We start from the raw sequence: 22,986 nt of genomic DNA on the forward strand, positions 1-22,986 counted from the left end.
ATGGCAGGAAACAACGGAGGCCCCTGGGGGGGTGGCGGAGGAAACCGCGGTTCGGGTGGCAATGACGGTGGAGACGACCGTCGGCCCGCACCAGGACGCCGTCCGGGAGACGGCGGCAACAACATGCCCGACATCGACCAGCTGATGAACAAGGGACGCGACCAGCTTCGTGTCCTCATGGGCGGTCGCGGCGGCAACAACAACGGCAGCGGTGGTGGCGGCGGCGGGGCAGGCCCGGCCTTCACCCGTGGCACGGTCGGTATCGCGGCGCTCGTCGCGGTCGGCCTGTGGCTTGTCGCGTCGTTCTACACGGTTCGTCCGGAAGAACGCTCGGTCGAGCTGTTCCTCGGCGACTTCTACTCGGTCGGCGATCCCGGCCTGAACTTCGCGCCCTGGCCAGTGGTGACGGCGGAAGTCATTCCGGTCACCCGCGAACAGACGATCGACATCGGCACGTCGAGCTCCGGCGAAGATGCCGGCCTGATGCTGACCGGCGACGAGAACATCGTCGACATCGACTTCCAGATTGTCTGGAACATCACCGATCCGGCGCAGTACCTCTTCAACCTCGCCGACCCGCCGATGACGATCGAGGCGGTGGCCGAATCCGCCATGCGTGAGATCATCGCGCAGTCGGACCTGGCGCCGATCCTCAACCGGGACCGTGCACCGATCGCCGAACGTCTTCAGGACCTCGTCCAGAGTACGCTCGACAGCTACGATTCCGGCGTGAACATCGTCCGCGTCAACTTCGACAAGGCCGACCCGCCGGCGGACGTCATCGCCTCCTTCCGCGCCGTTCAGGACGCCGAGCAGGAGCGTGAGCGCCTGCAGAACGTCGCTGACGCCTACGCCAACCGTGTCCTCGCCGAGGCCCGCGGTGAAGCGGCTCAGGTTCTGGAAGAGGCTGAAGGTTACCGCGCCCGCGTGGTCAACGAAGCCCAGGGTGAGGCGAGCCGCTTCGCCGCCGTCCTGACCGAGTACGCCAACGCCCCCGAGGTGACGCGCAAGCGTATCTACCTCGAGACGATGGAACAGGTGCTCGGTGGCACGGACATCATCCTGCTGGACGAGAACGCGTCCGGTGACGGGGGCGTCGTGCCCTACCTGCCGCTCGATGAGGTCCGCCGGTCCTCGGGAGCCGCTGCAACACAGTCACAGGCCGAAGGAGGGTCGAACTGATGCGCAAGACGACCATTCTTCTGCCGATCCTCGTGATCGTGATCCTCGGGCTCATGTCCTCGATCTTCATCGTGGACGAACGCCAGCGGGCGCTTGTGCTGCAATTCGGGCGTGTCGTGTCGGTCAAGCAGGACCCCGGCCTCGCCTTCAAGATCCCGATCATCCAGGAAGTCGTGCGCTACGACGACCGCATCCTGTCGCGTGACATCGACCCGCTCGAGGTCACGCCGCTCGATGACCGTCGCCTCGTGGTCGACGCCTTCGCGCGCTACCGCATCACCGACGTCCGCCGCTTCCGGCAGGCTGTCGGCGTCGGTGGCGAAGCCGCCGCGGCGGGCCGTCTCGACGGTATCCTCCGGGACGAGCTCCGGGCTGTTCTCGGCCAGGTGTCCAGTCAGGACATCCTGTCGGTCGACCGGGCCGAGCTTATGCGCCGCATCCGTGACGGGGCCCGCCCCGATGCGGAGGAGCTGGGTCTGACGCTGCTCGACGTGCGCCTCAAGCGCACCGACCTGCCGCCGTCGAACCTCAACGCCACGTTCGAGCGTATGATCGCCGAACGGGACCGGGAAGCGGCGGACGAGGTCGCCCGTGGTAACGAGGCCGCGCAGCGGACCCGCGCCACGGCGGACCGGACGGTGGTGGAGCTCGTCTCCGACGCCAACCGGCAGGCCGAGATCACGCGTGGTGAAGCCGACGCCCGCCGGAACCGCATCTACGCCGAAGCCTTCGGCGCGGACCCGGAGTTCTTCGAGTTCTATCGCTCGATGGCGGCCTACCAGACCGCGCTCCGTCAGGGGAACACGCGGATGGTCATGTCGCCCGACAGCGAGTTCTTCTCCTACCTGCGCACGGACAATCCGGGCGAAGTGCAGGGGTCGACGCTGTCGCCGGAAGAGGCAACGCGTGTCCAGCAGGACACCGAGGCCAACGCCGGTCCGGACGGCGAGCCGGGCGTCAACATCGAGGAGGCTCTCGAAGGTCTTCCCGAAGAATCCTCGCTACGTCAGGAAGCACCCGAGGCCATCGTCTCCGGTGAATCCGACGAGTCGCCGGAAGATGACGGCGAGGCCGCGCTCGACGCTTCGGAAGGCAGCTCGATCGGTGAGCTTCTGGGCGAAACCGAAGGGGACGAGGCCACGGCCGAGGACGCCGCCACGGAAGAGGCCGACACGGCCACTGACGATGCGGCCACCGACGATGCGGCCACTGATGACGCAGCGGCTGCCGTCGAAGACGACGCCGCTGCGGACGACGCCGACGCTGCCACCGACGCGACTGACGGGGCCGACGCCGACGAGGCGCCCGCCGAGGACGAGTCGGAGGGCTGATGGCGAGCGCACTGCTCGCCATCGGGCTCGTGCTGTTCGTTGAGGGGCTGATCTACGCGCTCGCCCCCGCCGCCGTCGAGGAGATGCTGCGCATGCTCCGCGATCTGACGACAGACCAGCGCCGGGCCTTCGGGCTCGGCGCTGTTGCTGTCGGGGTGGCCCTCGTCTGGCTGGCCAAGGCGCTCGGCGCCTGAACTCAGCTGCTGGCGCCGTCCACGTGGTGCGGCGTCAGGGCACGGGGATCGACCCCCTCGAGGCAATTCACGTTCACCGCCGCCATCTTCGCGCCGTCCGGCATTTCCCCGTAGGCGAAAGGCTCAATCCCGCACACCGGGCAGAACCGGTGCGAGATCCTCCGCTCATTGAACAGGTATTCCGTCGTGTCCGCCTCGGGCGTCAGGAGCGTGAACTTGTCCCGCGACGTGAAGGCCAGCACGGAGCCGAGCCTCTGGCAGCGGGAACAGTTGCAGGTCACGGACTGGTTGATGTCGACATCGACCTCGTAACGGATACCGCCGCACTGGCAGCTTCCGGTGTATGGCGCTTCGGTCATGGATCGCTCTCCGGCTGGGTGACTGACACATGTTCCGTGCGGAACCGTGGGTCGTGTCAACGCAGACGGGTGGGCGAGGGCGGTCAGCCGCCGGTATGGCTCATGTGGCGCGACACGCGACCATCCACCGTCTGCCGGGAATAGTCGAAATCGTGGCCCTTGGGCTTCAGCGCGATCGCGGCGCGGATCGCGTCCTCGAGCGTCGCGTCGGCCTCGGACGACCGGAGCGGTGCGCGCAGGTCGGAATGGCCTTCCTGCCCGAGACACGTGTAGATCTCGCCCGTGCAGGTGACCCGCACGCGGTTGCAGCTCTCGCAGAAATTGTGGCTGAGCGGCGTGATGAAGCCGATCCGCTGGCCGGTCTCTTCCAGTCGGACATAACGCGCCGGGCCGCCAGTATCGTCGGGCAGGTCGGTCAGCGTGTAGTGCCGGGCCAGCTGGCTACGAACATCGTTCAGCGACCAGTATTGACCGAGCCGGTCCTCGTTGCCGATGTCGCCCATCGGCATGACCTCGATCCAGGTCAGGTCCATGCCACGCTCGGCACAGAAGTGCGTCAGCGTCAGCAGCTCGTCGTCGTTGAAATCCTTCAGCGCGACGGCGTTCAGCTTCACCTTCAACCCGGCCTTCTGGGCGGCATCGAGCCCGCGCATCACCTGCGGCAGGCGGCCCCACCGGGTCACGCGGGCGAACTTCTCCCCGTCCAGCGTGTCGAGCGAGACGTTGATCCGCCGCACGCCCGCGGCATAAAGGTCATCGGCGAACCGCTCCAGCTGCGAGCCGTTGGTGGTGATCGTGATTTCCCGCAGGGCGCCGCTTTCGATGTGCCGGGACATCGACCGGAAGAAAGTCATGATATCGCGCCGCACCAGCGGCTCGCCGCCCGTGATCCGAAGCTTCTCGACGCCGAGCCGCACGAAGGCGGAGCAAAGCCGGTCGAGCTCTTCCAGCGTCAGGAGTTCCTTCTTCGGAAGGAAGGTCATTTTCTCCGACATGCAGTAAACACAGCGGAAATCGCAGCGGTCGGTGACCGAGACGCGCAGGTATCTGATGGCTCGCTGGAACGGATCGACAAGTTGGCTTTCCATGACCGGAAGGTATGGAGTGGCGGGCCCATGCGCAAGGCGGCAGGAACCGGTGGACAGGGCCGGACGGGGCTTCTAGCGTCACGATCATGAAAGCCGGACTTCTTATTCCCCCGTTCCTCGCCCTTGCCGCCTGCACCGGAGCCGACATGCCCGGCTCGCTCGGCTCCCTCGCGCCGTCAGGCGCGCAGCCTGCCTCGGCCACCACCGATGCGCCGATAAGCGCGGTCCAGACGCTCGACCCGACGCCACCGCCGCCACCGCCGGCGGAGGCGCGCACCGCCGACCAGTTCGACACCACGACGGACGAGGACCGGGCGGAGGCGACGGCTGAGCCGTCCTCGGCCAGTACCGAGCTGGGTACGACGCTCGCCACGCTCGGCTCGCCCGCCGATCCGGGAATCTGGCTCAAGACACCGTTCGTCAGCGAAGTGACGGCGGGCCGCGTGGAATACGAGGGCAGCTCGATCAACATCGAATTGCGCCCGTCCGGCGGCGCGGCGGGCTCTGGCAGCCAGATCAGCCTGCCTGCGATGCGCCTGCTCGAAGCGCCGCTGACCGACATCGTCGAACTCACCGTCTTCTCTGGGTAGGCTGCTGCACTCTCGAAACAGATCTCATCAAGCGTAGGATGCGCACCGAGGGGCGCGCATCCCCCGCTCATGCCAAATGCCGCGCCGCTTCCTTCCGGGCGAACGGCTTCATCCGCCCGCCATGCGCGTCCAGGAACGCCCGCGTCCGCGCCGGATCGTGCCGTGCCAGGTCGCGCAGCCACCACGCGATGGCCTTCTGGATGAACCAATCCCGGTCGTCGACATAGCCCGCCGCCCAGCCGAGTATCCGGTCGCGCGCGACAAGCTCCTCCGGCTTCGGGTTGTTCTGCTTGGTCCAGGGCAGGGTGTAGGTCAGCGCCGCGCGGCGCACCCACATGTTTTCCGACCGGGTCCAGTCCTCGACCTCGTCGAGCCGGGAGGGATCGGCGACCAGTCGCTTCTGCCCGGCGATGGCGGCGTGATCGGCGATCGCCCAGGCGTCGAACTCGTGACGCCAACCCGAGACGAGCGCCCAGGCCGCCGAATCGTCGGGCCGGATCCGCGCCTGCGTCAGCAGCTTCGCCGCGGCGATCCGCGCTTCGTGGACATCCGTCCGCCAGAGCCCGTCCGCCAGCGCCAGCCGCTCGTCGAGGCTCAGCTCCTGCCGCCAGCTCTTCGTGCTGGCGTCGATCGCGGGGTTGGCGACGCCGAGGTAGGTGCGCTCGACCTTGTGGTAGGCGGCCATCTGCTCCGCCTTGTGCCAGTCGGCCGCGCCTTTCAGCGCCTCGAGCGCCGCCTCCGGTGTCACTCGACCGTCACCGACTTGGCGAGGTTCCTCGGCTGATCGACGTCCGTCCCCTTGTGGACAGCCGTATGATAGGCGAGCAGCTGCGCGGGAAGCGCGTAGAGGATCGGCGTCAGCAGCGGGTCCACCGTCGGCATCGGCAAGGCGCTCCAGACGCCCGATCCCGCCTGCTCGATCCCCGCCTGGTCCGAGATCAGCAAGATGCGTCCGCCGCGCGCCATGACCTCCTGCATGTTGGAAATCGTCTTGTCGAACAGGTTGTCGCGCGGCGCCATGACGATCACCGGCACATGTTCGTCGATCAGCGCGATCGGGCCGTGCTTCAGTTCGCCCGATGCATAAGCTTCGGCGTGGATATAGCTGATTTCCTTGAGTTTCAGCGCACCTTCCAGCGCCAGCGGGTACATGATGCCCCGCCCCAGGAACAGGATGTCGCGCGCCTCGCTCAGCCGGCGGGAGATGTCGGAGGCCGGCTCCTCGATGGCAAGCGCCTGGTTCAGGATGCCGGGGAGCGAGCGCACCAGGCCGAGCTTCTCGGCCATGTCGCTGTCGGACAGATGTCCGCGATCCTGCGCCGCCTTGAGCGCCAGCAACAGCAGCACGGTCAGCTGGCAGGTAAAGGCCTTGGTCGAGGCGACCCCGATCTCCGCCCCGGCGTGGATCGGCAGGACGATGTCGCTCTCCCGCGCGATCGTGCTTTCGGCCACGTTCACCACGGCGCCGATCATCTCTGCCTTGCCCTGTGCGTAGCGCAGAGCGGCCAGCGTGTCCGCCGTCTCGCCCGACTGGCTGACGAAGATGGCGGCGGTGCGTGCCGGGATCGGCGGCTCGCGGTAGCGGAACTCGGACGCGACGTCGATGTCGACGGGCAGGGCGGCGAGCTGTTCGAACCAGTATTTTGCCGTCAGGCAGGCGTAGTGCGCCGTTCCGCAGGCCACCAGCGTCAGCCGGTCCAGGCTTGCGAAGTCGATCCCCGGCTCGGGCAGCCGGATCCGGTCACCGTCGAGATAGGCCTGCAGGGTCTGGGTGATGACAGCGGGCTGCTCTGCGATTTCCTTGGCCATGAAGTGCTTGTAGCCGGCCTTGTCCACCTGGGCGGAATCGAGCTGGATCAGCTTCACGGGGCGGTTCGCGATGCGCCCGTTCGCGTCGCGGATCTCGATCGAGGTACGGCTGATGACGGCCCGGTCCCCCTCGTCGAGATAGGTGATCCGGTCTGTCAGGTTGGCGAGCGCGATCGCGTCGGAGCCGACGTACATCTCTCCGTCGCCGTGGCCGATGGCCAGCGGCGGCCCCTTGCGGGCGGCGATCAGCAGGTCTTCCTCGCCCTCGAACAGGAAGCAGAGCGCATAGGCCCCGTCGAGCCTCGCGATCGTCTGCTCCGCCGCGTCGCGCGGCGACAGGCCCTGCGCGAGGAAATGTTCGGTGAGGAGGGCGACCGTCTCGGTGTCCGTTTCGGTCTCGTGGTGGATGCCGTGGCCGGCGAGAAACTCGCGCAGCTCGCGGAAGTTCTCGATGATGCCGTTATGTACGACTGCGACCCGGCCAGAGCGGTGCGGGTGCGCGTTGCCTACCGTCGGCGCACCGTGGGTGGCCCAGCGGGTATGGCCGATCCCGGCCTTGCCGCGCAGCGGTTCATGCACCAGCAGATCGGAGAGGTTGACCAGCTTGCCGACCGCGCGACGCCGGTCAAGCCGGCCTCCGTCGAGCGTGGCGATCCCGGCGCTGTCATAGCCCCGGTATTCGAGCCGCTTGAGGGCGTCGACGATCAGAGGCGCCGCTTCGTGGTCTCCGAGGACCCCTACGATTCCGCACATTTCTAACCCCTTTTCGGCCCGCTGGCCTTCATGGACTTTAACTTTTCGAACATGCGGGTGGCAAAGCCCGCCTTGTTCTCCTGCCGTCCCCGCCCGATCCCCATCGCGCCGTCCGGCACGTCGCGGGTGATGACCGACCCGCTCGCCGTCATCGCGCCGGCGCCGACGGTGACCGGGGCGACCAGCATCGTGTTGGATCCGATAAAGGCGTCGGCGCCGATTTCGGTGTGGTGCTTGAAGACGCCGTCGTAATTGCAGGTGATGGTGCCCGCGCCGATATTGCTGCGCGCGCCGACATTGGCATCGCCGATGTAGGTGAGGTGATTCACCTTCGCGCCCTCGGCGAGGGTGGCGTTCTTCACTTCGACGAAGTTTCCGACCTTGGCGCGCTCGGACAGCTCGGCGCCGGGCCGGAGGCGGGCGTAGGGCCCGACCTCGGCCCCCTGGCTGACGTGGCAGCCCTCGAGGTGGCTGAACGCGCGGATCCGCGCGCCGGATTCCACCGTCACCCCGGGGCCGAAGACGACGTTCGGCTCGACGATCGTTTCGCGCCCGATCACGGTGTCGTGGGCGAGGAACACGGTTTCCGGCGCCGTCATGGTCACGCCGTCCTCCATCAGTTCGGCCCGGGCGCGGACCTGGAAGGCGGCCTCGGCGGCGGCAAGCTGGGCGCGGGTGTTCACGCCAAGCGTCTCGGCCTCATCGCAGCGCACCACTGTGGCGGTCAGCCCCCGGTCGCGGGCGATCTCGACGATGTCGGTGAGGTAATATTCGCCCGCCGCATTGTCGTTGCCGACGGCCCCGACGAGGTCCATCAGCACCTCGGCATCCGCACAGATCACGCCGGAATTGCAGAGGGTTATGGCGCGTTCCTCGTCAGTCGCTTCCTTGAACTCGACGATGCGCAGCAGGTCGTCCCCCTCGGTCACCAGTCGCCCGTAACGTCCCGGATCGGCCGCTTCGAACCCCAGCACGACAACGGCATGGGACTGGCGAGCCTCGATCATCGCCTCGAGCGTCTCGGGCCGGATGAAGGGTGTGTCGCCGTAGAGCACGATCGCATCGCCCGTATGGCCTGCCAGCGCCTCTTTCGCCTGCAGCACCGCGTGCCCGGTGCCGAGCTGTTCGGTCTGGAGCGCAACGCGCACGTCCTCGTCCCAATCTTTTGCCGCGGCCTCCACCGCGTCGGCGCCGTGACCGGCGACGACGATGGTGCGCTCGGGCGTCAGGGCGGCGGCGCTCTTCATCGCGTGGATCAGCAGCGGCGCGCCGGCGACCTGATGCAGGACCTTCGGCATGTCGGAGTTCATCCGTGTGCCCAGTCCTGCCGCCAACAGGATCAATGCCGTGCCCATGACTGCCTCGCTCTTTGTTGTGCGCCACCTTCTAACGGGTGTGCGGCCTGCTTCAACCCGCCGCGCTTTCACAACAGGTGACCACTGGTTACACCCTTATCATGAAAAGCGTCATCTTCGATCTCGACGGCACACTCGCCGACACATCCGCCGATCTGATCGCGGCGGCCAACCGTTGTTTCCGGGACCTCGGGCACGGCGACCTTCTGAACCCGGAAGAGGACGCGGAAACCGCGTTCCACGGCGGCAAGGCGATGCTCACGCTCGGGTTTTCCCGGATCGGCGAGCACGACAAGGCCCTCGTCGAGGCCGAGCATCCGAAGTTGCTGGCGCATTACGACGCCGACATCTGCCGCCAGACGAAGCTCTATCCCGGCGCGCGGGAGGCCGTCGCCGAGCTGACCGCGCGCGGCTACAAGGTCGGCATCTGCACCAACAAGCCCTCGGGCCTCGCCGAGAAGCTGATGGGCGAGCTCGATTTCCGCGACGCCTTCGGCTCGCTCGTCGGCGCGGACACGCTGCCGGTGCGGAAGCCCGATCCGGCGCCGCTGGTCGAGGCCGTCACGCGGCTCGGTGCCGATCCGGCGCGGACCTGCCTGATCGGCGACACCGAGACGGACCGGCTGACCGCGCAGGCCGCGGAGGTGCCCTGCGTTCTCGTCACCTTCGGCCCGGCGGGGGAGGACGTGCGCCACCTCGGCCCCGACGCGACGATCGCCAGCTTCGCCGAGCTGCCGGACGTCGTCGACGGCCTCGATCTCTGACCATTGACCGGCGGCAGGGGCGGGCGCATCACTTTGACCATGAAAGAACGCTTCACCGGCAGTTTCACCCAGCAGGAACCGATCCCGGACGAGGGGATCGAGGCCGCGCTCTCCGTCCTGCGCCACGGGCGCATCCACCGCTACAACACGGTGCCGGGCGAAGCGGGCGAGGTCGCTCTGCTGGAGGAGGAGTTCGCCGCCTTCACCGGCGCGCGCTACGCGCTGGCGCTGGCTTCGGGCGGTGCGGCGATGACCACGGCGCTGCGGGCGATCGGGGTGGTGCCGGGTGACAGGGTCCTGACCAACGCCTTCACGCTGGCCCCGGTGCCCGGCGCGATCGCGGCTGTCGGGGCGGAGCCGGTCTATGTCGAGACGAACGAGGCCCTCGTGATCGATCTGGACGACCTGGCGTCCAAAGTCGGACAGGCGTCCGTTCTGCTGCTGTCGCACATGCGCGGACATCTGTGCGACATGGAGCGGCTGTCCGATATCTGTCGCGAGGCCGGTATCACTGTGATCGAGGATTGCGCCCACACGATGGGCGCGGCGTGGAACGGCGTGCCCTCGGGCCGGTTCGGGCTGGTCGGCTGCTATTCGACGCAGACCTACAAGCACATGAACTCCGGCGAGGGCGGCTTTCTCATCACCGACGACGACGAGGTTGCCGCGCGGGCGATCATCGGCTCGGGGAGCTACATGCTCTATGGGCGGCACCGGTCGCGTCCCCCGGAAGAGGTGTTCGAGCGGGTGAAATACGACGTGCCCAACGTTTCCTCCCGGATGGACAATCTGCGGGCGGCGATCCTGCGGCCGCAGCTTCGCGCGCTGGAGCGGCAGGTCGACCGCTGGAACGAGCGATACCGCGCCGTCGAGGCTGGCCTGCGGAACACGCCGGGCCTGACCGTCATCGACCGGCCCGCGGAGGAGCGGTTTGTCGGCTCCTCCATTCAGGTGCTGCTGTCGGGCTGGGATGCGGCGTCGGTGCGGGACGTGGTCGCCCGCTGCGCAGCACGGGGGGTGGAGCTGAAGTGGTTCGGCGCGGCGGAGCCGGTCGCCTTCACCTCGCGCTACGACAGCTGGCGCTACGCGCCAGTGCCGGACCTGCCGATGACGGACCGGGTGCTTGCCGGGCTGCTGGACATGCGGTTGCCGCTGACCTTCTCGGTCGAAGATTGCGAGCTGATCGCGCGGATCATCCGGGCGGAGGTCTCGGCCGTCTACCAGGGGCAGGCGGCGGCGGAGTAGCTGGCCGCGACACCGGGGTATGCTAGGTCTCGGACAGATGTCCGGTTGTGTACTTGTGCCGTCCGGACGCGTGTCCGGGAGTAGAGCAATGTCCGACAGCACCCTGAAAGCCCTGTTCTTCAACACCAGCCTCGAGAAGACAGCGTCGGAGAGCCACACCAGGCTGTTGCTGAACGCTTCCGCCAACATCATGGCGCGCGCGGGTGTCGCGACAGAGATCGTGCACATGCTCGACTACCAGGTGCCGCCGGGCGTCTATCCCGACATGACCGAGAAGGGCTGGGACCGGGACGACTGGCCCACGCTTTGGGAGAAGGTCGTGGCGGCGGACATCCTCGTCATCGGCACGCCGCTCTGGCTCGGGGAGGAAAGCTCGGTCTGCCGGGTGCTGATCGAACGGCTCTACGCCATGTCGGGACAGCTGAACGACAAAGGGCAATCGTCCTTCTATGGCAAGGTGGCAGGCTGCGTCGTCACCGGCAACGAGGATGGCATCAAACACGCCGCGATGACGCTGACCTTCGCGCTCAACCACCTCGGCTACACGATTCCGCCGCAGGCCGACTGCGGCTGGATCGGCGAGGCGGGGCCGGGGCCCTCCTACGGCGACGAGACCGAGGGCGGACGGGCCGGGTTCGACAACGCCTTCACGGCGCGCAACACCACGATCATGAGCTGGAACCTCGTCCATCTCGCGCGGATGCTGAAGGGCGGTATCCCGTCAGAGGGAAACGACCGACGGACACTCAAGGACGTGACGCTGGACCACACCCCGCCCGGTTGACCATGCCGGGGCAGGGGGGTAATCGGGATCAGAACTTCTTGCGGAGAGCATCATGGAAGAGTTTCTCAGGGAATACCTGGCCATCGTGGTCTTCCTCGGCCTCGGCATCGCGCTCGGGCTTGTCTTCCTTGGCGCCGCGGCGCTGATCGCCGTCCGCAATCCCGACCCGGAGAAGGTGAGCGCCTACGAGTGCGGCTTCAACGCCTTCGACGACGCGCGGATGAAGTTCGATGTGCGATTCTACCTCGTCTCGATCCTGTTCATCATCTTCGACCTCGAGGTCGCCTTCCTGTTCCCCTGGGCCGTCGCGTTCCAGCACGTCAGCATGGTCGGCTTCTGGTCCATGATGGTCTTCCTCGGGATCCTCACGATCGGCTTCGCCTACGAATGGAAGAAGGGCGCGCTGGAGTGGGAGTGACCGCTTCGGCAGCGCCGCAAGGACTGACGGCCCCGCACCGGACACCGGGCGGGGCCTTTTGCTGTCGGCGACGTAAATAAGCCGTGTCGCGGGGACGCAGGGACGCCGCGCCTTGTTGACCCTCCCGCCGCAGGCGCATAAATCGAAACCGACACGGCAGGTTGCGGCGTGCTGCCGCGACCATTGGCACTAAGGAGGCCGGCAATGGCATCGACCGACGAGAAACTCGTCACCGAGGTCCAGGGCGACGGCATGCAGGATGACCGGGTGAAAACCGGCCCCTCGAGCCTGACGCCCTACGGCGCGAACACCGCCGGCGGCGACAATGAGGCGGCGACGCTCGCGCTCAACCGGCAGCTTCAGGACAAGGGCTTTCTGCTCACCTCGACCGAGGATGTCATCAACTGGGCGCGCACCGGCTCGCTGCACTGGATGACCTTCGGCCTCGCCTGCTGCGCGATCGAGATGATGCACGTCTCCATGCCGCGCTACGACCTCGAACGGTTCGGCACCGCGCCGCGCGCCAGCCCGCGCCAGTCCGACCTGATGATCGTGGCCGGCACGCTGACCAACAAGATGGCCCCCGCGCTGCGCAAGGTCTACGACCAGATGCCCGAGCCGCGCTACGTGATCTCGATGGGATCCTGCGCCAACGGCGGCGGTTACTATCACTACAGCTACAGCGTCGTGCGGGGCTGCGACCGCGTGGTGCCCGTGGACGTCTACGTGCCCGGCTGTCCGCCGACGGCCGAGGCGCTGCTCTACGGTATCCTCCAGCTGCAACGCAAAATCCGGCGCACCGGGACGATCGCCCGCTGACGGACGCCTGTCCGGCACAGACGGGTTGAGGGAAAGGAAGACAGATGCTCGATGACGCACAGCTGACCGACACGCTGAAGGAGCTCGGCGGCTACCTCGACGCCAAGCGCAACGATTGCGTGGCGAGCTGGTCCGTCGATTTCGGCGAGCTGACCGTGAAGGTCGCGCTGCCGAACCTGCCGGGCTTCGTGGAGTTCATCCGCACCGACCCGACCTGCCGCTTCTCGACCCTCACCGACATCACTGCCGTCGACCATCCCGGCCGCGCCAAGCGGTTCGAGATCGTCTACCACCTGCTGTCGATGTACCAGAACCAGCGGATCCGCCTGAAGGTCGACGTCCGGGAAGAGGACATGGTCCCCTCCATCGTCTCCTCGCACCCCTGCGCCAACTGGTACGAGCGCGAGATCTTCGACATGTTCGGCATCCTGTTCTCGGGTCACCCGGACCTGCGGCGGCTGCTGACCGACTACGGCTTCCGGGGCCACCCGCTGCGCAAGGACTTCCCGACGACCGGCTATGTCGAGGTCCGCTACGACGAAGAGAAGAAGCGCGTGGTCTACGAGCCGGTGAACCTCGTTCAGGAATACCGGCAGTTCGATTTCATGTCCCCGTGGGAGGGGGCGAACTACATCCTTCCCGGTGACGAGAAGGGGGAGGCGAAATGATGGACGGCTCCAAAGGTTTCGACGACGCCCAGACGGGCGAGCAGAAGATCCGCAACTTCAACATCAACTTCGGCCCGCAGCACCCTGCGGCGCACGGGGTTCTCCGGCTGGTGCTGGAGCTCGACGGCGAGATCGTCGAGCGCTGCGACCCGCATATCGGGCTGCTTCACCGTGGCACCGAGAAGCTGATGGAAAGCCGGACCTACCTGCAGAACCTGCCGTATTTCGACCGGCTCGACTACGTCGGCACGATGAACCAGGAACATGCCTGGGTTCTGGCGATCGAGAAGCTGACCGGCACCGAGGTGCCGCGCCGCGCCAGCCTGATCCGCGTCCTCTATTGCGAGATCGGCCGCATCCTGAACCACCTGCTGAACGTGACCACGCAGGCCATGGACGTTGGCGCGCTGACGCCGCCGCTCTGGGGCTTCGAGGAACGCGAGAAGCTGATGATCTTCTACGAGCGGGCCAGTGGCGCGCGGCTTCACGCCGCTTACTTCCGCCCCGGCGGTGTCCACCAGGACCTCACGCCGCAGTTGATCGACGACATCGACGCCTGGGCCGAGGTCTTTCCGCAAGTGCTCGACGATATCGACGGGCTGCTGACCGAGAACCGGATCTTCAAGCAGCGTAACGTCGACATCGGCATCGTGTCCGAGCAGGAAATCCTCGACTGGAGCTATTCCGGCGTGATGGTGCGCGGCTCCGGCCTCGCCTGGGACCTGCGGCGCTCGCAGCCGTATGAGTGCTACGACGAGTTCGACTTCCAGGTGCCCGTGGGCAAGAACGGCGACTGTTTCGACCGCTACCTCGTCCGGATGGCCGAGATGCGCGAGTCGACCAAGATCATCCGCCAGGCCTGCGAGAAGCTGAAGATGCCCGAGAACCAGGGCGACGTCCTGACCCGCGGCAAGCTGACCCCGCCGCGCCGGAGCGACATGAAGACCTCGATGGAAGCGCTGATCCATCACTTCAAGCTCTACACCGAGGGCTTCCACGTTCCGGAAGGCGAATGCTACGTCGCCGTCGAGGCGCCCAAGGGCGAGTTCGGGGTCTATCTTGTCGCCGACGGGACCAACAAACCCTACCGCGCCAAGCTGCGGGCGCCGGGCTTCCCGCACCTGCAGTCGATGGATCATATCTGCAAGGGCCACCAGCTGGCGGACGTGTCCGCCATCCTCGGCTCGCTCGACATCGTGTTCGGCGAAGTCGACCGGTAAACAAGTTCGTGCCTTGGTCGTGCGGTTCGTGCCACTGGCGCGGCTGCTGACCGAGGCACCGTTCCGGTCCCGGGCTTAATCGCCACCTCCGTTCCCTGAACCTGTCTGCGAAGAGTTCCGCCGAATCCCCGGCGGGGTATTTCGTGATGGGGGCGGAGCGCGTAGGGTGATCCGAAATCCACGCTCTGGACCGGAGAACCGACCATGAGAGCTGCGCTTGCCGCGATCCCCTTTGTCCTGACACTGGCCGCTTGCGCGACGGAAGTTCCGTTGCCTGCGGGCGTGACGGAAGACGAGGTCGGCATCTTCCGCGCGGCGGTGGTCGAGGCGGGCTGCGACGTCACCAACGACACGCAGGCCGCCGTCGTGGAAGAGCGTACGGGCTTCGACTCGGGCAAGTTGCGACAGATCACCGAATATACCGCGCGGCGGGGCGAACTGTCGGATACCGGGCAGGGCGGCTTCCGCCTGAATGTCGGGACCTGCGCCGCAGCGTGACCTGCGGCCTATCGCTCGGTTGCACCCCGTGATGCAGGCGCTATAGGAGGTGAGCGAGGTTCGCGGGCGACGGCGCCCGTGAACGATGTCGACGAACGAGGATCCGCCATGCTCCGCCGCCTCCACCACGATCAGCCTGAGAGCTTTGCCTTCACGCCCGACAACAAGGCCTGGGCAGAGGCGCAGATCACCAAGTACCCGGAAGGACGGCAGGCTTCGGCGATCATTCCGCTGCTCTGGCGCGCGCAGGAACAGGAAGGCTGGCTGTCCCGCCCGGCAATCGAACATGTCGCGGAGATGCTGGGCCTCGCCTACATCCGCGCGCTCGAGGTCGCGACGTTTTACTTCATGTTCCAGCTGCAGCCGGTCGGCTCCGTCGCGCATGTTCAGGTCTGCGGCACGCTGTCCTGCATGATCTGCGGCGCGGAGGACCTGATGGGCCTCTGCAAGGAGAAGATCTCCAAGAACCCGCACGAGCTGTCGGCCGACGGCAAATTCTCGTGGGAAGAGGTCGAGTGCCTCGGCGCCTGCGCGAACGCGCCGATGGCGCAGATCGGCAAGGATTATTACGAGGACCTCACGGTCGAGAAGCTGGGCGAGATCCTCGACGAGATGGCTGCCGGTCGTGTGCCGACGCCGGGCCCGCAGAACGGCCGCTACGCGTCCGAGCCTCTCGATGGGCTGACCTCGCTGAAGGATCACGAGGAAGGCCGCCCGGACTACAACGCCTCCGTCGCGCTGGCCACGGACATCGGCGACACGATCAAGCGCATCGACGGCACCGAAGTCGCGCTCAGCGCGCCGTGGGGCGATGCCGGCGGACGTCCGGCGAACGGCGACGTGAGCGAGGCTGTCCGCGACGAGCTGATGCCGCCTGCCGGTCCGCAGGGCGCGCAGGGTGGCCGCACGCCAGCGGAAGAGGAAGCGCCCCGCGACGTGGGCGAGGCGAGCGACAAGGTCTCCGAAGCGCCGGGTGAAGCGCCCGAGGCCGAAGCGACCGGCCGTCCGGACGAGGATGTCGGCGGCAACGAGCCGTCCGAGGAAGCCACGGAAGAGGCCCGCAAGGTCGCGCCGTCCGGCGATGCCGGGGGCAGGGATGCGTCCGGGTCCGATACCGGCTCCTCCGACACGCCCTCCGAGAGCGCCGAGGAATCCGAGCCCGAACTGCTGAGCGCTCCGCGCGAGGGCGGGGCGGATGACCTGAAGAAGATCAAGGGCGTGGGGCCGCAGCTCGAAGGACTGCTGAACGAGATGGGCTTCTACCACTTCTCGCAGATTGCCTCGTGGGGGCCGTCGGAGATCGCGTGGGTCGACAACCGGCTGAAGTTCAAGGGCCGGATCGAGCGCGACGACTGGGTGAGCCAGGCGAAAGAGCTCGACGGTAAGTGATCCCGTGCCGCCCGGTCGATTCGGGCGTCTTGTGGTTCACCGGGTCAATTTGATCAATTCGTAAGCAATTGCGAGTGCCGGCCTTCGGGCCGGCCTCTCTTTTTGTGGTCGGGCGTCTGGCGTGGCTTGGCGCGTTCTGCCGACCGGAAATCTTGCTTTGTTGCATGATACCAGAGGCTTGCGTTCTGCTATTGTCGGTTCTCTCAAATGGCGATCGAGCCCTGCCGCACAATGCAGCACGCCACCTGTCCAAGCCCCGATTGCACGATACAAAAACACAACGTTGCCGTGACCATACCCCCAAGCAGAGGTTTTCCTTTGGCGGGCCATGCTGCTTTGACGCTAGGCTTTCGATGAAAAAGGAGGAGCCGGCCCTCCGGCCTCCGCCTGCTGTCAAAAGGAATTGGGGGAACTCTCATGGCTTTGACTTCAGAACAAAGAGAATGCCAGCAGCGCTGCTGGCTGATCGGCGCTGTGGCCGGTGTCGTCGTCGCGCTGGTCTGCTGGATCGCCGGGTGGCTCGGGTTCTTTCCCGGCCTGATCGTCGGGATCTTCGTCGGCGTGCTGGCCGGGCTCCTGATGATGACGCTGGTTTGCGGTTCCTATCCGTGGAGCGCGTCCAGCACCGACACGGATGCTGGTCCTGAGCCGACGACCCTGCCGAGCGACAGCGCCGCGGTCGGGTCCGGCGCGCCGACCAACGATACGTCCGCCGTGCCCGGCACGCCCGCGATGCCGGTCGCCGCGCCCGCCGGGGAAGAGAAAGTGGCCGTCGCGGAGAGCGAGGCCGACAAGGCCGAGCCGGACGATGGCGACACCGCGACGGGCATCGAGGAAGAGCCGCCGACCGTTGCGGACAGCGTCGAGCCGTCAACGGGGACCGACACGGTGGAGCCGCCGCCTGCGGTCGAGGAAGACAGTGCCGTCGGCATGTCGGGCGCGGGAAGCGAGGCGGGGGACGTCGAACCCTCCCCGGACGAGGAGGAGACGCCGGCACCTGCCTCCAAGACGACCGCCGACTCGATCGGTGCGACGGACGGCGGCGGTGCTCCGATCGAGGATACCCCCGTTGCTGCGTCCGAGCCCACCGCACCGGCGGAGGAAGACCGCCCGGAGGCGCTGACCGAGGCGCGCGACGGATCGCCCGACAATCTGAAAGAGATCAAGGGTGTCGGGCCCAAGCTGGAGGCCATGCTGAACGGCCTCGGCATCTATCACTTCGACCAGATCGCGGGCTGGACCGACAAGGAACTCGCCTGGATCGACGACAACATCACCGGCTTCCGGGGCCGCGCCAGCCGCGACAACTGGATCGAACAGGCCAAGACCCTTGCCAGTGGCGGGTCGACCGACTTCTCCGGACGTGTGAAGAAGGGCGACGTCTACTGAAGACGCGCCACCGGGGAAGAGAATGACTGACGACAAGGACAGGGCGGTCGCCCGCCAGGCACGGCAGGCGGGGATCGCGATCGCGGCGGGCGGGGTGCTCGCCATCCTCGCGCCGGTGATCGTGAGCGGCCTCGGGCTTCCGGTTCGCTACGAATTCCTGTTCTATCTGATCGCGATAGCTGCGTTCATTTGGGCACTGGTTGTCACGGCCCGTATCTGGCAGAAGTCCCGCGACAAGCGCGACTAGGCCGGCGCCAAGGAGACAGAGATGCTGAAAGATCAGGACCGTATCTTTACCAACCTCTACGGCATGGACGACCGGACCCTGAAAGGGGCCCAGGATCGTGGCCACTGGGACGGCACCGGCGACATCATCAAGAAGGGCCGGGACTGGATCATCGACGAGATGAAGGCCTCCGGCCTGCGCGGCCGTGGCGGCGCCGGCTTCCCGACGGGTCTGAAGTGGTCCTTCATGCCCAAGGAAAGCGACGGCCGGCCGGCCTACCTCGTCGTCAACGCCGACGAATCCGAGCCCGGTACCTGCAAGGACCGCGAGATCATGCGCCACGACCCGCACACGCTGGTCGAGGGCTGCCTGATCGCCTCCTTCGCGATGAACGCGCACGCCTGTTACATCTACATCCGCGGCGAATACATCCGCGAGAAAGAGGCGCTGCAGCGCGCCATCGACGAGGCCTACGAGGCCGGCCTGATCGGCAAGAACGCCTCCGGCTCCGGCTGGGACTTCGACCTCTACCTGCACCATGGGGCAGGGGCCTATATCTGCGGCGAGGAGACCGCGCTGCTCGAGAGCCTCGAGGGCAAGAAGGGCATGCCGCGCATGAAGCCGCCGTTCCCGGCCGGCGCGGGCCTTTACGGGTGCCCGACCACCGTGAACAACGTGGAATCGATCGCAGTTGTCCCGACCATCCTGCGTCGCGGCGCCGAGTGGTTCTCCTCCTTCGGGCGGCAGAACAACGCGGGCACGAAGGTCTTCGCGATCTCCGGCCACGTGAACCGGCCCTGCGTCGTCGAAGAGGCGATGTCGATCTCCTTCGAGGAACTGATCGAGAAACATTGTGGCGGCATCCGCGGCGGCTGGGACAACCTCAAGGCGGTGATCCCCGGCGGCTCGTCCGTTCCGTGCGTGCGCGGCGAGAACATGAAGGACGCCATCATGGACTTCGACTACCTGCGGGGTGAGCTCGGGTCCGGGCTCGGCACCGCGGCGGTCATCGTGATGGATCAGTCGGTCGACATCATCAAGGCGATCTGGCGGCTGTCGAAGTTCTACAAGCACGAGAGCTGCGGCCAGTGTACGCCGTGCCGCGAGGGCACGGGCTGGATGATGCGGGTCATGGACCGGCTGGTCCGGGGCGAGGCGTCGGTCGAAGAGATCGACATGCTGTTCGACGTGACCAAGCAGGTCGAGGGCCACACGATCTGCGCGCTCGGCGACGCGGCGGCCTGGCCGATCCAGGGCCTGATCCGCAACTTCCGTGACGAGATCGAGGACCGCATCAAGCACAAGCGCATCCCGGTCGCCGCCGAATGAGGATCGCGGCGCTTCTCCCGGTCGTGATGCTCGCTGCCTGCACGGGTGAGACGAGCATGCCATCGGGGGAGCCGCTTGCGGCCGCCGACGTTCAGACGGTCGACGGCGTGCTCGTCGCGCGGGGTGACAGCGTCTCCGACGCGGCGCTCGAGGTGATGAGCTATTGCGGCATCACGCCGGAGACGACTCTTCTCGACATCCTCATCGACATCGCGATGCCGGTCGAGGGCGAGGCGGGCGCCTGGCGCTTCACGCCGCCGCCGGGCTGCGCCTGATATCCCGGAGCGCCGGGACTCTCGAAGGACTATCGGATAGCTCGCAAGACTTTTTCCCGCGTGACGGGAAAAGTTTGGGAAAGACACAGACTTCGGGCTATGACCGGGCGGCATCAAGGAGACCGGGACATGACCAGAGCCGCCATCATCTTCGCCAGCCTCTCGCTCGCGCTCGCCGCCTGTGACCAGATCGAACTTCCGGGCGTGGAGCCGGCCGCGCCGCCGCCGCCGCCCGAACCGCTGCTCGTCTTCGTCGAGGGCGTGACTTACAGCGTGCTCGCGGTGCCCGGTGCGGGCGACACCTACTCGGTCAGCGTCGGCGCGGCGGAGCGCGAGACGGCGATCAAGGCCTACCTCAACTACTGCCAGAACAAGCGCCCTTACATCGAATCGGAATGGGCGGGACGCGAGCTCGACCGCCAGTCGAGCGGCGCGTGGGTGATCGAGGGACCATGCAGCCGTCCCGACCCGGCAACCCCCGCGCTCGTGACCGCGCCCGCCGACTCGGATGATCCCGCGCTTGCCGCCCCGTCGGACGGCGAGACACCCTGACGCTTTTCCTTCGTCGGTGCGGCGCTAACTGGTGCGGGCACCGACGGAGGACAGATGACCGAGAAAGCCCACTTCAACCCCGATATCGAAGACCACGGCCTGATCGGCGATTGCGGCACCGCCGCGCTCGTCGCGCGGGACGGCTGCGTCGATTTCATGTGCTGGCCGAAATTCGACAGCCCGAGCCTGTTCGCATCGGTCCTTGGCGAAGCGGGCGGGTCGTTCGAACTGCGCCCCGAGCACGACGGTCCGGGCCGGCAGATCTACCTTACCGAAACGGCGATCCTGTTCACCCGGTTCCTGTCGCCGCACGCGGTGGCCGAAGTCTCCGACTTCATGCCGATGAGCGACGACGACACGCCCCGGCTGATCCGCCGGGCCAAGGGGATCCGGGGCGAGACGCGGTTCGTGATGAGCTGCCGTCCGGGCTTCGACTACGGGCGCGCGGGGACGGTCATCGAAGAGACCGAGGACGGCGTGATCCTGTCGTCCGACGGCGCCGATGGCACGCGGGTGCGGCTGCGCTCCAACGTACCACTGTCGGTGGAGGGCGACCGCGTGGTGGCGCGGTTCACGCTGGAGCCGGACCAGACGGCTTGGTTCTCGCTCGAGTCGCCGGACGTGGAGGTCGACAATCGCGACCACTGGGTGTCGGAGCAATTCAAGGCAACGGCGGATTTCTGGCGCGGCTGGACGAAGCGGTCGACCTACCGGGGCCGCTGGCGCGACCTCGTGCAACGCTCCGCGATCACGCTGAAGCTGCTGACCTGCCGGCGCACCGGCGCGATGATCGCCGCGCCGACCTTTGGCCTTCCCGAGACGCCGGGGGGCGAGCGGAACTGGGATTACCGCTATGTCTGGCTCCGGGATGCGGCGTTCTCCTGCTATGCCTTTCTGCGGCTTGGCTACACGGAGGAGGCGGACAGCTTCCTGCGGTGGCTTGGCGACCGGGCGCTCGATTCGGACGAGGGGCGGCTCAACGTCATGTTCCGCCTGAGCGGTGAGGACGCGCCGAAGGAAGTGACCCTCGATCACCTGTCGGGCTACGACGACTCGGTCCCGGTCCGGATCGGCAACGACGCGCGGGGGCAGCGGCAGCTCGATGTCTACGGCGGGCTGATGGATGCGATCTACCTTGCCGACAAGCATGGCGACACGCTGTCCCGTGACGCGTGGGTCGGCGTGCGGCGCACGGTGGACTGGGTGTCCGACAACTGGAACGAGCCGGACGAGGGGATCTGGGAGATCCGGGGCGAACCCCGCCACCATCTTCATTCGCGGCTGATGTGCTGGGTCGCGATCGACCGGGCACTGCGGCTGGCGCGCAAGCGCAGCCTCCCCGCGCCGGAGGGGCGCTGGCAGGCCGCGCGCGACGCGATCCACGAGGACATCCACGAGAACTTCTGGAACGAGGAGATGGGTGCCTTCACCCAGTCCCGCCACGGAGACGCGATGGATGCCGCCTGCCTGATGATGCCGCTGGTGCGCTTCATCGGGCCGACCGATCCGCGCTGGCTGTCGACGCTGACCAAGCTGTCGGAGCGGCTGACTTCCGACGTGCTGGTCTATCGCTACTCCGCCGACCGCGCGCCGGACGGGCTCGACGGGATCGAAGGCACGTTCAACATGTGTTCGTTCTGGTTCGTGGAAGCCGTGGGCCGGTCCGGGGACCTCGAGCAGGCGCGATTCCTGTTCGACAAGCTGACGGCCTTCGCCAACCCTCTCGGCCTGTTCGCCGAGGAGACGGGGCCATCGGGCGAGCAGCTCGGGAACTTCCCGCAGGCGCTGACGCACATGTCGCTGATCTCCGCGGCGTTCTGGCTGAACCGGGCGCTGGACCGGCAGGAGTCGCGCGATTGACCGGCGCGGCGGGGGCGGGCACCATCTAGGGAGTTTCTCGAAAGGAATTTCCCATGAAGATCATTCTGCCCGCCCTTGTCGCGGCGATCGTTCCCGTGCTTGCCGGTGCCGAAGGCCTGCCGATGCGCATGTACCGTTCCGACGGGGCGCCCGAGATGATGGAAGAACGCATCTACGGCGTCGACGGCACCCACATCACCGCGCAGCGCATGGCGATTCCCGTCACGGTCGAGTTGCGCCGACCCGGCGGTCCGGTCCCGACGCTCGACGAGTATTACGCGGTCGCCGATCAGGTCGCGACTTGCGATGAGGGCTATGTCGAGGGCGAGTCGCCGCGCATCGAGGGGGACCGCCTCGTCGTGACCTTCACCTGCATGTTGCCGCCCGGCTGACGTAAGGTCTTGCCCAAATCGTCCGACCGGCGCAGCATCCGGCGCGAGGGATCGACGGAGGGGCCGGCATGGTCGAAGAATATTTCGCCGCCTACGGGCTGTCGCTGGTCGGCATCGCGCTCTACGCGCTGATCGGTCAGGTGCTCGGGCCGATGTCGGCCGTCCGCAAGGGCAAGGCCGGGCTCGCGCCCGGTGCGACGCCGGATCCCGATTATGCCAGTGCGGACTACCGGCTCGACCGGAGCTACCTCAGCACGGTCGAGATGCTGGCCTACTTCGCGCCGATCGTCTTCGCCGCGATCCTCGCCGGCGTGTCGCCCGTCATGGTCGGGCTTCTGGTCTGGATCAGCCTCGCCCTGCGGATCGCGGCGGTCTTCGTCTACATCCGGGGGATGGGGCAGGGCTATTCGGGCCTGCGCACCAACCTCATCGTCGGTCACAGTCTCTGCACCTTCCTCCTGCTGATCCTGACCGTCTTCGCTGCACTATAGTAAGGA

General features: G+C 66.9%; 25 protein-coding genes and 1 pseudogene. 21 read left to right on the top strand and 5 right to left on the bottom strand.

Annotated features, from left to right (window positions below; all coding sequences use genetic code 11):
* The 3 genes and pseudogenes from hflK to I8N54_RS06215 all read left to right on the top strand — a co-directional run bounded on the left by hflK (nucleotide 1) and on the right by I8N54_RS06215 (nucleotide 2,707).
* A complete protein-coding gene (hflK, locus tag I8N54_RS06205; protein WP_140193386.1) occupies nucleotides 1-1,182 on the top strand; it encodes an FtsH protease activity modulator HflK in 1,182 nt (393 codons plus the stop codon).
* A pseudogene (gene hflC / locus I8N54_RS20135) lies at nucleotides 1,182-2,096 on the top strand (protease modulator HflC); the annotation flags it as partial. The gene hflK and the pseudogene hflC, both read left to right, overlap by 1 nt.
* Nucleotides 2,097-2,512: 416 nt before the next feature.
* Entirely contained in the window at nucleotides 2,513-2,707 is a 195-nt protein-coding gene (locus I8N54_RS06215) for a DUF2065 domain-containing protein (protein WP_140193384.1), read from the top strand.
* A gap of 2 nt (nucleotides 2,708-2,709) precedes the next feature.
* On the opposite strand, the gene I8N54_RS06220 is transcribed toward I8N54_RS06215, so the two are convergent.
* Both I8N54_RS06220 and moaA read right to left on the bottom strand, forming a co-directional pair.
* A complete protein-coding gene (locus tag I8N54_RS06220; protein WP_140193383.1) occupies nucleotides 2,710-3,066 on the bottom strand; it encodes a GFA family protein in 357 nt (118 codons plus the stop codon).
* A gap of 83 nt (nucleotides 3,067-3,149) precedes the next feature.
* A complete protein-coding gene (moaA, locus tag I8N54_RS06225; protein ID WP_140193382.1) occupies nucleotides 3,150-4,154 on the bottom strand; it encodes a GTP 3',8-cyclase MoaA in 1,005 nt (334 codons plus the stop codon).
* An 86-nt stretch (nucleotides 4,155-4,240) separates the two neighbouring features.
* Here moaA and I8N54_RS06230 point away from each other — a divergent pair, with 86 nt between their 5' ends.
* Nucleotides 4,241-4,744: a D-galactarate dehydratase gene (locus I8N54_RS06230; RefSeq protein WP_197097486.1), complete on the top strand. Its 504-nt coding sequence runs from the start codon at nucleotides 4,241-4,243 to the stop codon at nucleotides 4,742-4,744.
* A gap of 67 nt (nucleotides 4,745-4,811) precedes the next feature.
* On the opposite strand, the gene I8N54_RS06235 is transcribed toward I8N54_RS06230, so the two are convergent.
* Genes I8N54_RS06235 through glmU form a run of 3 tightly spaced genes read right to left on the bottom strand, consistent with a single transcriptional unit; the run spans nucleotide 4,812 to nucleotide 8,661 of the window.
* Entirely contained in the window at nucleotides 4,812-5,492 is a 681-nt protein-coding gene (locus I8N54_RS06235; protein WP_140193381.1) for a DNA alkylation repair protein, read from the bottom strand.
* Nucleotides 5,489-7,306, bottom strand: a complete 1,818-nt coding sequence (gene glmS / locus I8N54_RS06240; protein ID WP_140193380.1) for a glutamine--fructose-6-phosphate transaminase (isomerizing) — start codon at nucleotides 7,304-7,306, stop codon at nucleotides 5,489-5,491. Before glmS ends, I8N54_RS06235 begins: the two co-directional genes overlap by 4 nt.
* 2 nt (nucleotides 7,307-7,308) lie before the next feature.
* Nucleotides 7,309-8,661 (bottom strand): bifunctional UDP-N-acetylglucosamine diphosphorylase/glucosamine-1-phosphate N-acetyltransferase GlmU, encoded by a 1,353-nt coding sequence (gene glmU / locus I8N54_RS06245; protein WP_140193379.1) that lies wholly within the window; start codon nucleotides 8,659-8,661, stop codon nucleotides 7,309-7,311.
* A 101-nt stretch (nucleotides 8,662-8,762) separates the two neighbouring features.
* Between glmU and I8N54_RS06250 the strand changes: the two genes are divergently transcribed.
* From I8N54_RS06250 to I8N54_RS06330, 17 genes are all read left to right on the top strand, one after another.
* Complete coding sequence (locus I8N54_RS06250) at nucleotides 8,763-9,425, top strand: HAD-IA family hydrolase (RefSeq protein WP_140193378.1); 663 nt, start codon at nucleotides 8,763-8,765, stop codon at nucleotides 9,423-9,425.
* A 39-nt stretch (nucleotides 9,426-9,464) separates the two neighbouring features.
* Nucleotides 9,465-10,670 carry a DegT/DnrJ/EryC1/StrS family aminotransferase gene (locus tag I8N54_RS06255; protein ID WP_140193377.1) on the top strand — a complete coding sequence of 402 codons (1,206 nt, stop codon included), beginning with the start codon at nucleotides 9,465-9,467 and terminating at the stop codon, nucleotides 10,668-10,670.
* Nucleotides 10,671-10,758: 88 nt separating this feature from the next.
* On the top strand, nucleotides 10,759-11,454 hold the full coding sequence (locus I8N54_RS06260) for a flavodoxin family protein (protein WP_140193376.1): 696 nt from the start codon (nucleotides 10,759-10,761) through the stop codon (nucleotides 11,452-11,454).
* 52 nt (nucleotides 11,455-11,506) lie between these two features.
* Nucleotides 11,507-11,872 carry an NADH-quinone oxidoreductase subunit A gene (locus I8N54_RS06265; RefSeq protein WP_140193375.1) on the top strand — a complete coding sequence of 122 codons (366 nt, stop codon included), beginning with the start codon at nucleotides 11,507-11,509 and terminating at the stop codon, nucleotides 11,870-11,872.
* Nucleotides 11,873-12,124: 252 nt separating this feature from the next.
* Nucleotides 12,125-12,691, top strand: coding sequence for a NuoB/complex I 20 kDa subunit family protein (locus I8N54_RS06270; protein ID WP_140195585.1), 567 nt, complete (start codon nucleotides 12,125-12,127; stop codon nucleotides 12,689-12,691).
* A gap of 44 nt (nucleotides 12,692-12,735) precedes the next feature.
* On the top strand, nucleotides 12,736-13,359 hold the full coding sequence (locus tag I8N54_RS06275) for an NADH-quinone oxidoreductase subunit C (RefSeq protein WP_408635352.1): 624 nt from the start codon (nucleotides 12,736-12,738) through the stop codon (nucleotides 13,357-13,359).
* The gene (locus I8N54_RS06280) at nucleotides 13,356-14,579 is read left to right on the top strand and encodes an NADH-quinone oxidoreductase subunit D (protein WP_140193374.1); all 1,224 of its coding nucleotides are present in this window, start codon (nucleotides 13,356-13,358) and stop codon (nucleotides 14,577-14,579) included. The genes I8N54_RS06275 and I8N54_RS06280 overlap by 4 nt, the downstream gene beginning before the upstream one ends.
* 204 nt (nucleotides 14,580-14,783) lie before the next feature.
* Nucleotides 14,784-15,077 carry a hypothetical protein gene (locus tag I8N54_RS06285; RefSeq protein ID WP_140193373.1) on the top strand — a complete coding sequence of 98 codons (294 nt, stop codon included), beginning with the start codon at nucleotides 14,784-14,786 and terminating at the stop codon, nucleotides 15,075-15,077.
* Between the two features lie 108 nt (nucleotides 15,078-15,185).
* Nucleotides 15,186-16,466 (top strand): NADH-quinone oxidoreductase subunit E, encoded by a 1,281-nt coding sequence (locus I8N54_RS06290; RefSeq protein WP_140193372.1) that lies wholly within the window; start codon nucleotides 15,186-15,188, stop codon nucleotides 16,464-16,466.
* Between the two features lie 417 nt (nucleotides 16,467-16,883).
* Nucleotides 16,884-17,855, top strand: a complete 972-nt coding sequence (locus I8N54_RS06295; protein ID WP_197097485.1) for a hypothetical protein — start codon at nucleotides 16,884-16,886, stop codon at nucleotides 17,853-17,855.
* Nucleotides 17,856-17,877: 22 nt separating this feature from the next.
* On the top strand, nucleotides 17,878-18,102 hold the full coding sequence (locus I8N54_RS06300; protein ID WP_140193371.1) for a DUF5337 domain-containing protein: 225 nt from the start codon (nucleotides 17,878-17,880) through the stop codon (nucleotides 18,100-18,102).
* A 21-nt stretch (nucleotides 18,103-18,123) separates the two neighbouring features.
* Entirely contained in the window at nucleotides 18,124-19,410 is a 1,287-nt protein-coding gene (gene nuoF, locus I8N54_RS06305; protein ID WP_140193370.1) for an NADH-quinone oxidoreductase subunit NuoF, read from the top strand.
* Nucleotides 19,407-19,685, top strand: coding sequence for a hypothetical protein (locus tag I8N54_RS06310; RefSeq protein ID WP_140193369.1), 279 nt, complete (start codon nucleotides 19,407-19,409; stop codon nucleotides 19,683-19,685). The genes nuoF and I8N54_RS06310 overlap by 4 nt, the downstream gene beginning before the upstream one ends.
* A gap of 129 nt (nucleotides 19,686-19,814) precedes the next feature.
* Entirely contained in the window at nucleotides 19,815-20,237 is a 423-nt protein-coding gene (locus tag I8N54_RS06315) for a hypothetical protein (protein WP_140193368.1), read from the top strand.
* A 54-nt stretch (nucleotides 20,238-20,291) separates the two neighbouring features.
* Nucleotides 20,292-22,097: a glycoside hydrolase family 15 protein gene (locus I8N54_RS06320; RefSeq protein ID WP_140193367.1), complete on the top strand. Its 1,806-nt coding sequence runs from the start codon at nucleotides 20,292-20,294 to the stop codon at nucleotides 22,095-22,097.
* Nucleotides 22,098-22,150: 53 nt separating this feature from the next.
* Nucleotides 22,151-22,489, top strand: coding sequence for a hypothetical protein (locus I8N54_RS06325; RefSeq protein ID WP_140193366.1), 339 nt, complete (start codon nucleotides 22,151-22,153; stop codon nucleotides 22,487-22,489).
* Nucleotides 22,490-22,557: 68 nt separating this feature from the next.
* On the top strand, nucleotides 22,558-22,980 hold the full coding sequence (locus I8N54_RS06330) for an MAPEG family protein (RefSeq protein ID WP_140193365.1): 423 nt from the start codon (nucleotides 22,558-22,560) through the stop codon (nucleotides 22,978-22,980).
* Nucleotides 22,981-22,986: the final 6 nt, after the last annotated feature.

This window comes from Pelagovum pacificum (genome assembly GCF_016134045.1).
In the GTDB taxonomy this organism is placed as follows: domain Bacteria; phylum Pseudomonadota; class Alphaproteobacteria; order Rhodobacterales; family Rhodobacteraceae; genus Oceanicola; species Oceanicola pacificus_A.

Coding starts and splice junctions, on each gene's coding strand:
- hflK (WP_140193386.1), top strand. CDS start 1: ATGGCAGGAAACAACGGAGGCCCCTGGGGGGGTGGCGGAGGAAACCGC.
- I8N54_RS06330 (WP_140193365.1), top strand. CDS start 22,558: ATGGTCGAAGAATATTTCGCCGCCTACGGGCTGTCGCTGGTCGGCATC.
- I8N54_RS06280 (WP_140193374.1), top strand. CDS start 13,356: ATGATGGACGGCTCCAAAGGTTTCGACGACGCCCAGACGGGCGAGCAG.
- I8N54_RS06310 (WP_140193369.1), top strand. CDS start 19,407: ATGAGGATCGCGGCGCTTCTCCCGGTCGTGATGCTCGCTGCCTGCACG.
- I8N54_RS06275 (WP_408635352.1), top strand. CDS start 12,736: ATGCTCGATGACGCACAGCTGACCGACACGCTGAAGGAGCTCGGCGGC.
- glmS (WP_140193380.1), bottom strand. CDS start 7,306: ATGTGCGGAATCGTAGGGGTCCTCGGAGACCACGAAGCGGCGCCTCTG.
- nuoF (WP_140193370.1), top strand. CDS start 18,124: ATGCTGAAAGATCAGGACCGTATCTTTACCAACCTCTACGGCATGGAC.
- I8N54_RS06220 (WP_140193383.1), bottom strand. CDS start 3,066: ATGACCGAAGCGCCATACACCGGAAGCTGCCAGTGCGGCGGTATCCGT.
- I8N54_RS06250 (WP_140193378.1), top strand. CDS start 8,763: ATGAAAAGCGTCATCTTCGATCTCGACGGCACACTCGCCGACACATCC.
- I8N54_RS06215 (WP_140193384.1), top strand. CDS start 2,513: ATGGCGAGCGCACTGCTCGCCATCGGGCTCGTGCTGTTCGTTGAGGGG.
- I8N54_RS06270 (WP_140195585.1), top strand. CDS start 12,125: ATGCAGGATGACCGGGTGAAAACCGGCCCCTCGAGCCTGACGCCCTAC.
- glmU (WP_140193379.1), bottom strand. CDS start 8,661: ATGGGCACGGCATTGATCCTGTTGGCGGCAGGACTGGGCACACGGATG.
- I8N54_RS06260 (WP_140193376.1), top strand. CDS start 10,759: ATGTCCGACAGCACCCTGAAAGCCCTGTTCTTCAACACCAGCCTCGAG.
- I8N54_RS06265 (WP_140193375.1), top strand. CDS start 11,507: ATGGAAGAGTTTCTCAGGGAATACCTGGCCATCGTGGTCTTCCTCGGC.
- I8N54_RS06325 (WP_140193366.1), top strand. CDS start 22,151: ATGAAGATCATTCTGCCCGCCCTTGTCGCGGCGATCGTTCCCGTGCTT.
- I8N54_RS06300 (WP_140193371.1), top strand. CDS start 17,878: ATGACTGACGACAAGGACAGGGCGGTCGCCCGCCAGGCACGGCAGGCG.
- I8N54_RS06285 (WP_140193373.1), top strand. CDS start 14,784: ATGAGAGCTGCGCTTGCCGCGATCCCCTTTGTCCTGACACTGGCCGCT.
- I8N54_RS06315 (WP_140193368.1), top strand. CDS start 19,815: ATGACCAGAGCCGCCATCATCTTCGCCAGCCTCTCGCTCGCGCTCGCC.
- moaA (WP_140193382.1), bottom strand. CDS start 4,154: ATGGAAAGCCAACTTGTCGATCCGTTCCAGCGAGCCATCAGATACCTG.
- I8N54_RS06295 (WP_197097485.1), top strand. CDS start 16,884: ATGGCTTTGACTTCAGAACAAAGAGAATGCCAGCAGCGCTGCTGGCTG.
- I8N54_RS06255 (WP_140193377.1), top strand. CDS start 9,465: ATGAAAGAACGCTTCACCGGCAGTTTCACCCAGCAGGAACCGATCCCG.
- I8N54_RS06320 (WP_140193367.1), top strand. CDS start 20,292: ATGACCGAGAAAGCCCACTTCAACCCCGATATCGAAGACCACGGCCTG.
- I8N54_RS06290 (WP_140193372.1), top strand. CDS start 15,186: ATGCTCCGCCGCCTCCACCACGATCAGCCTGAGAGCTTTGCCTTCACG.
- I8N54_RS06230 (WP_197097486.1), top strand. CDS start 4,241: ATGAAAGCCGGACTTCTTATTCCCCCGTTCCTCGCCCTTGCCGCCTGC.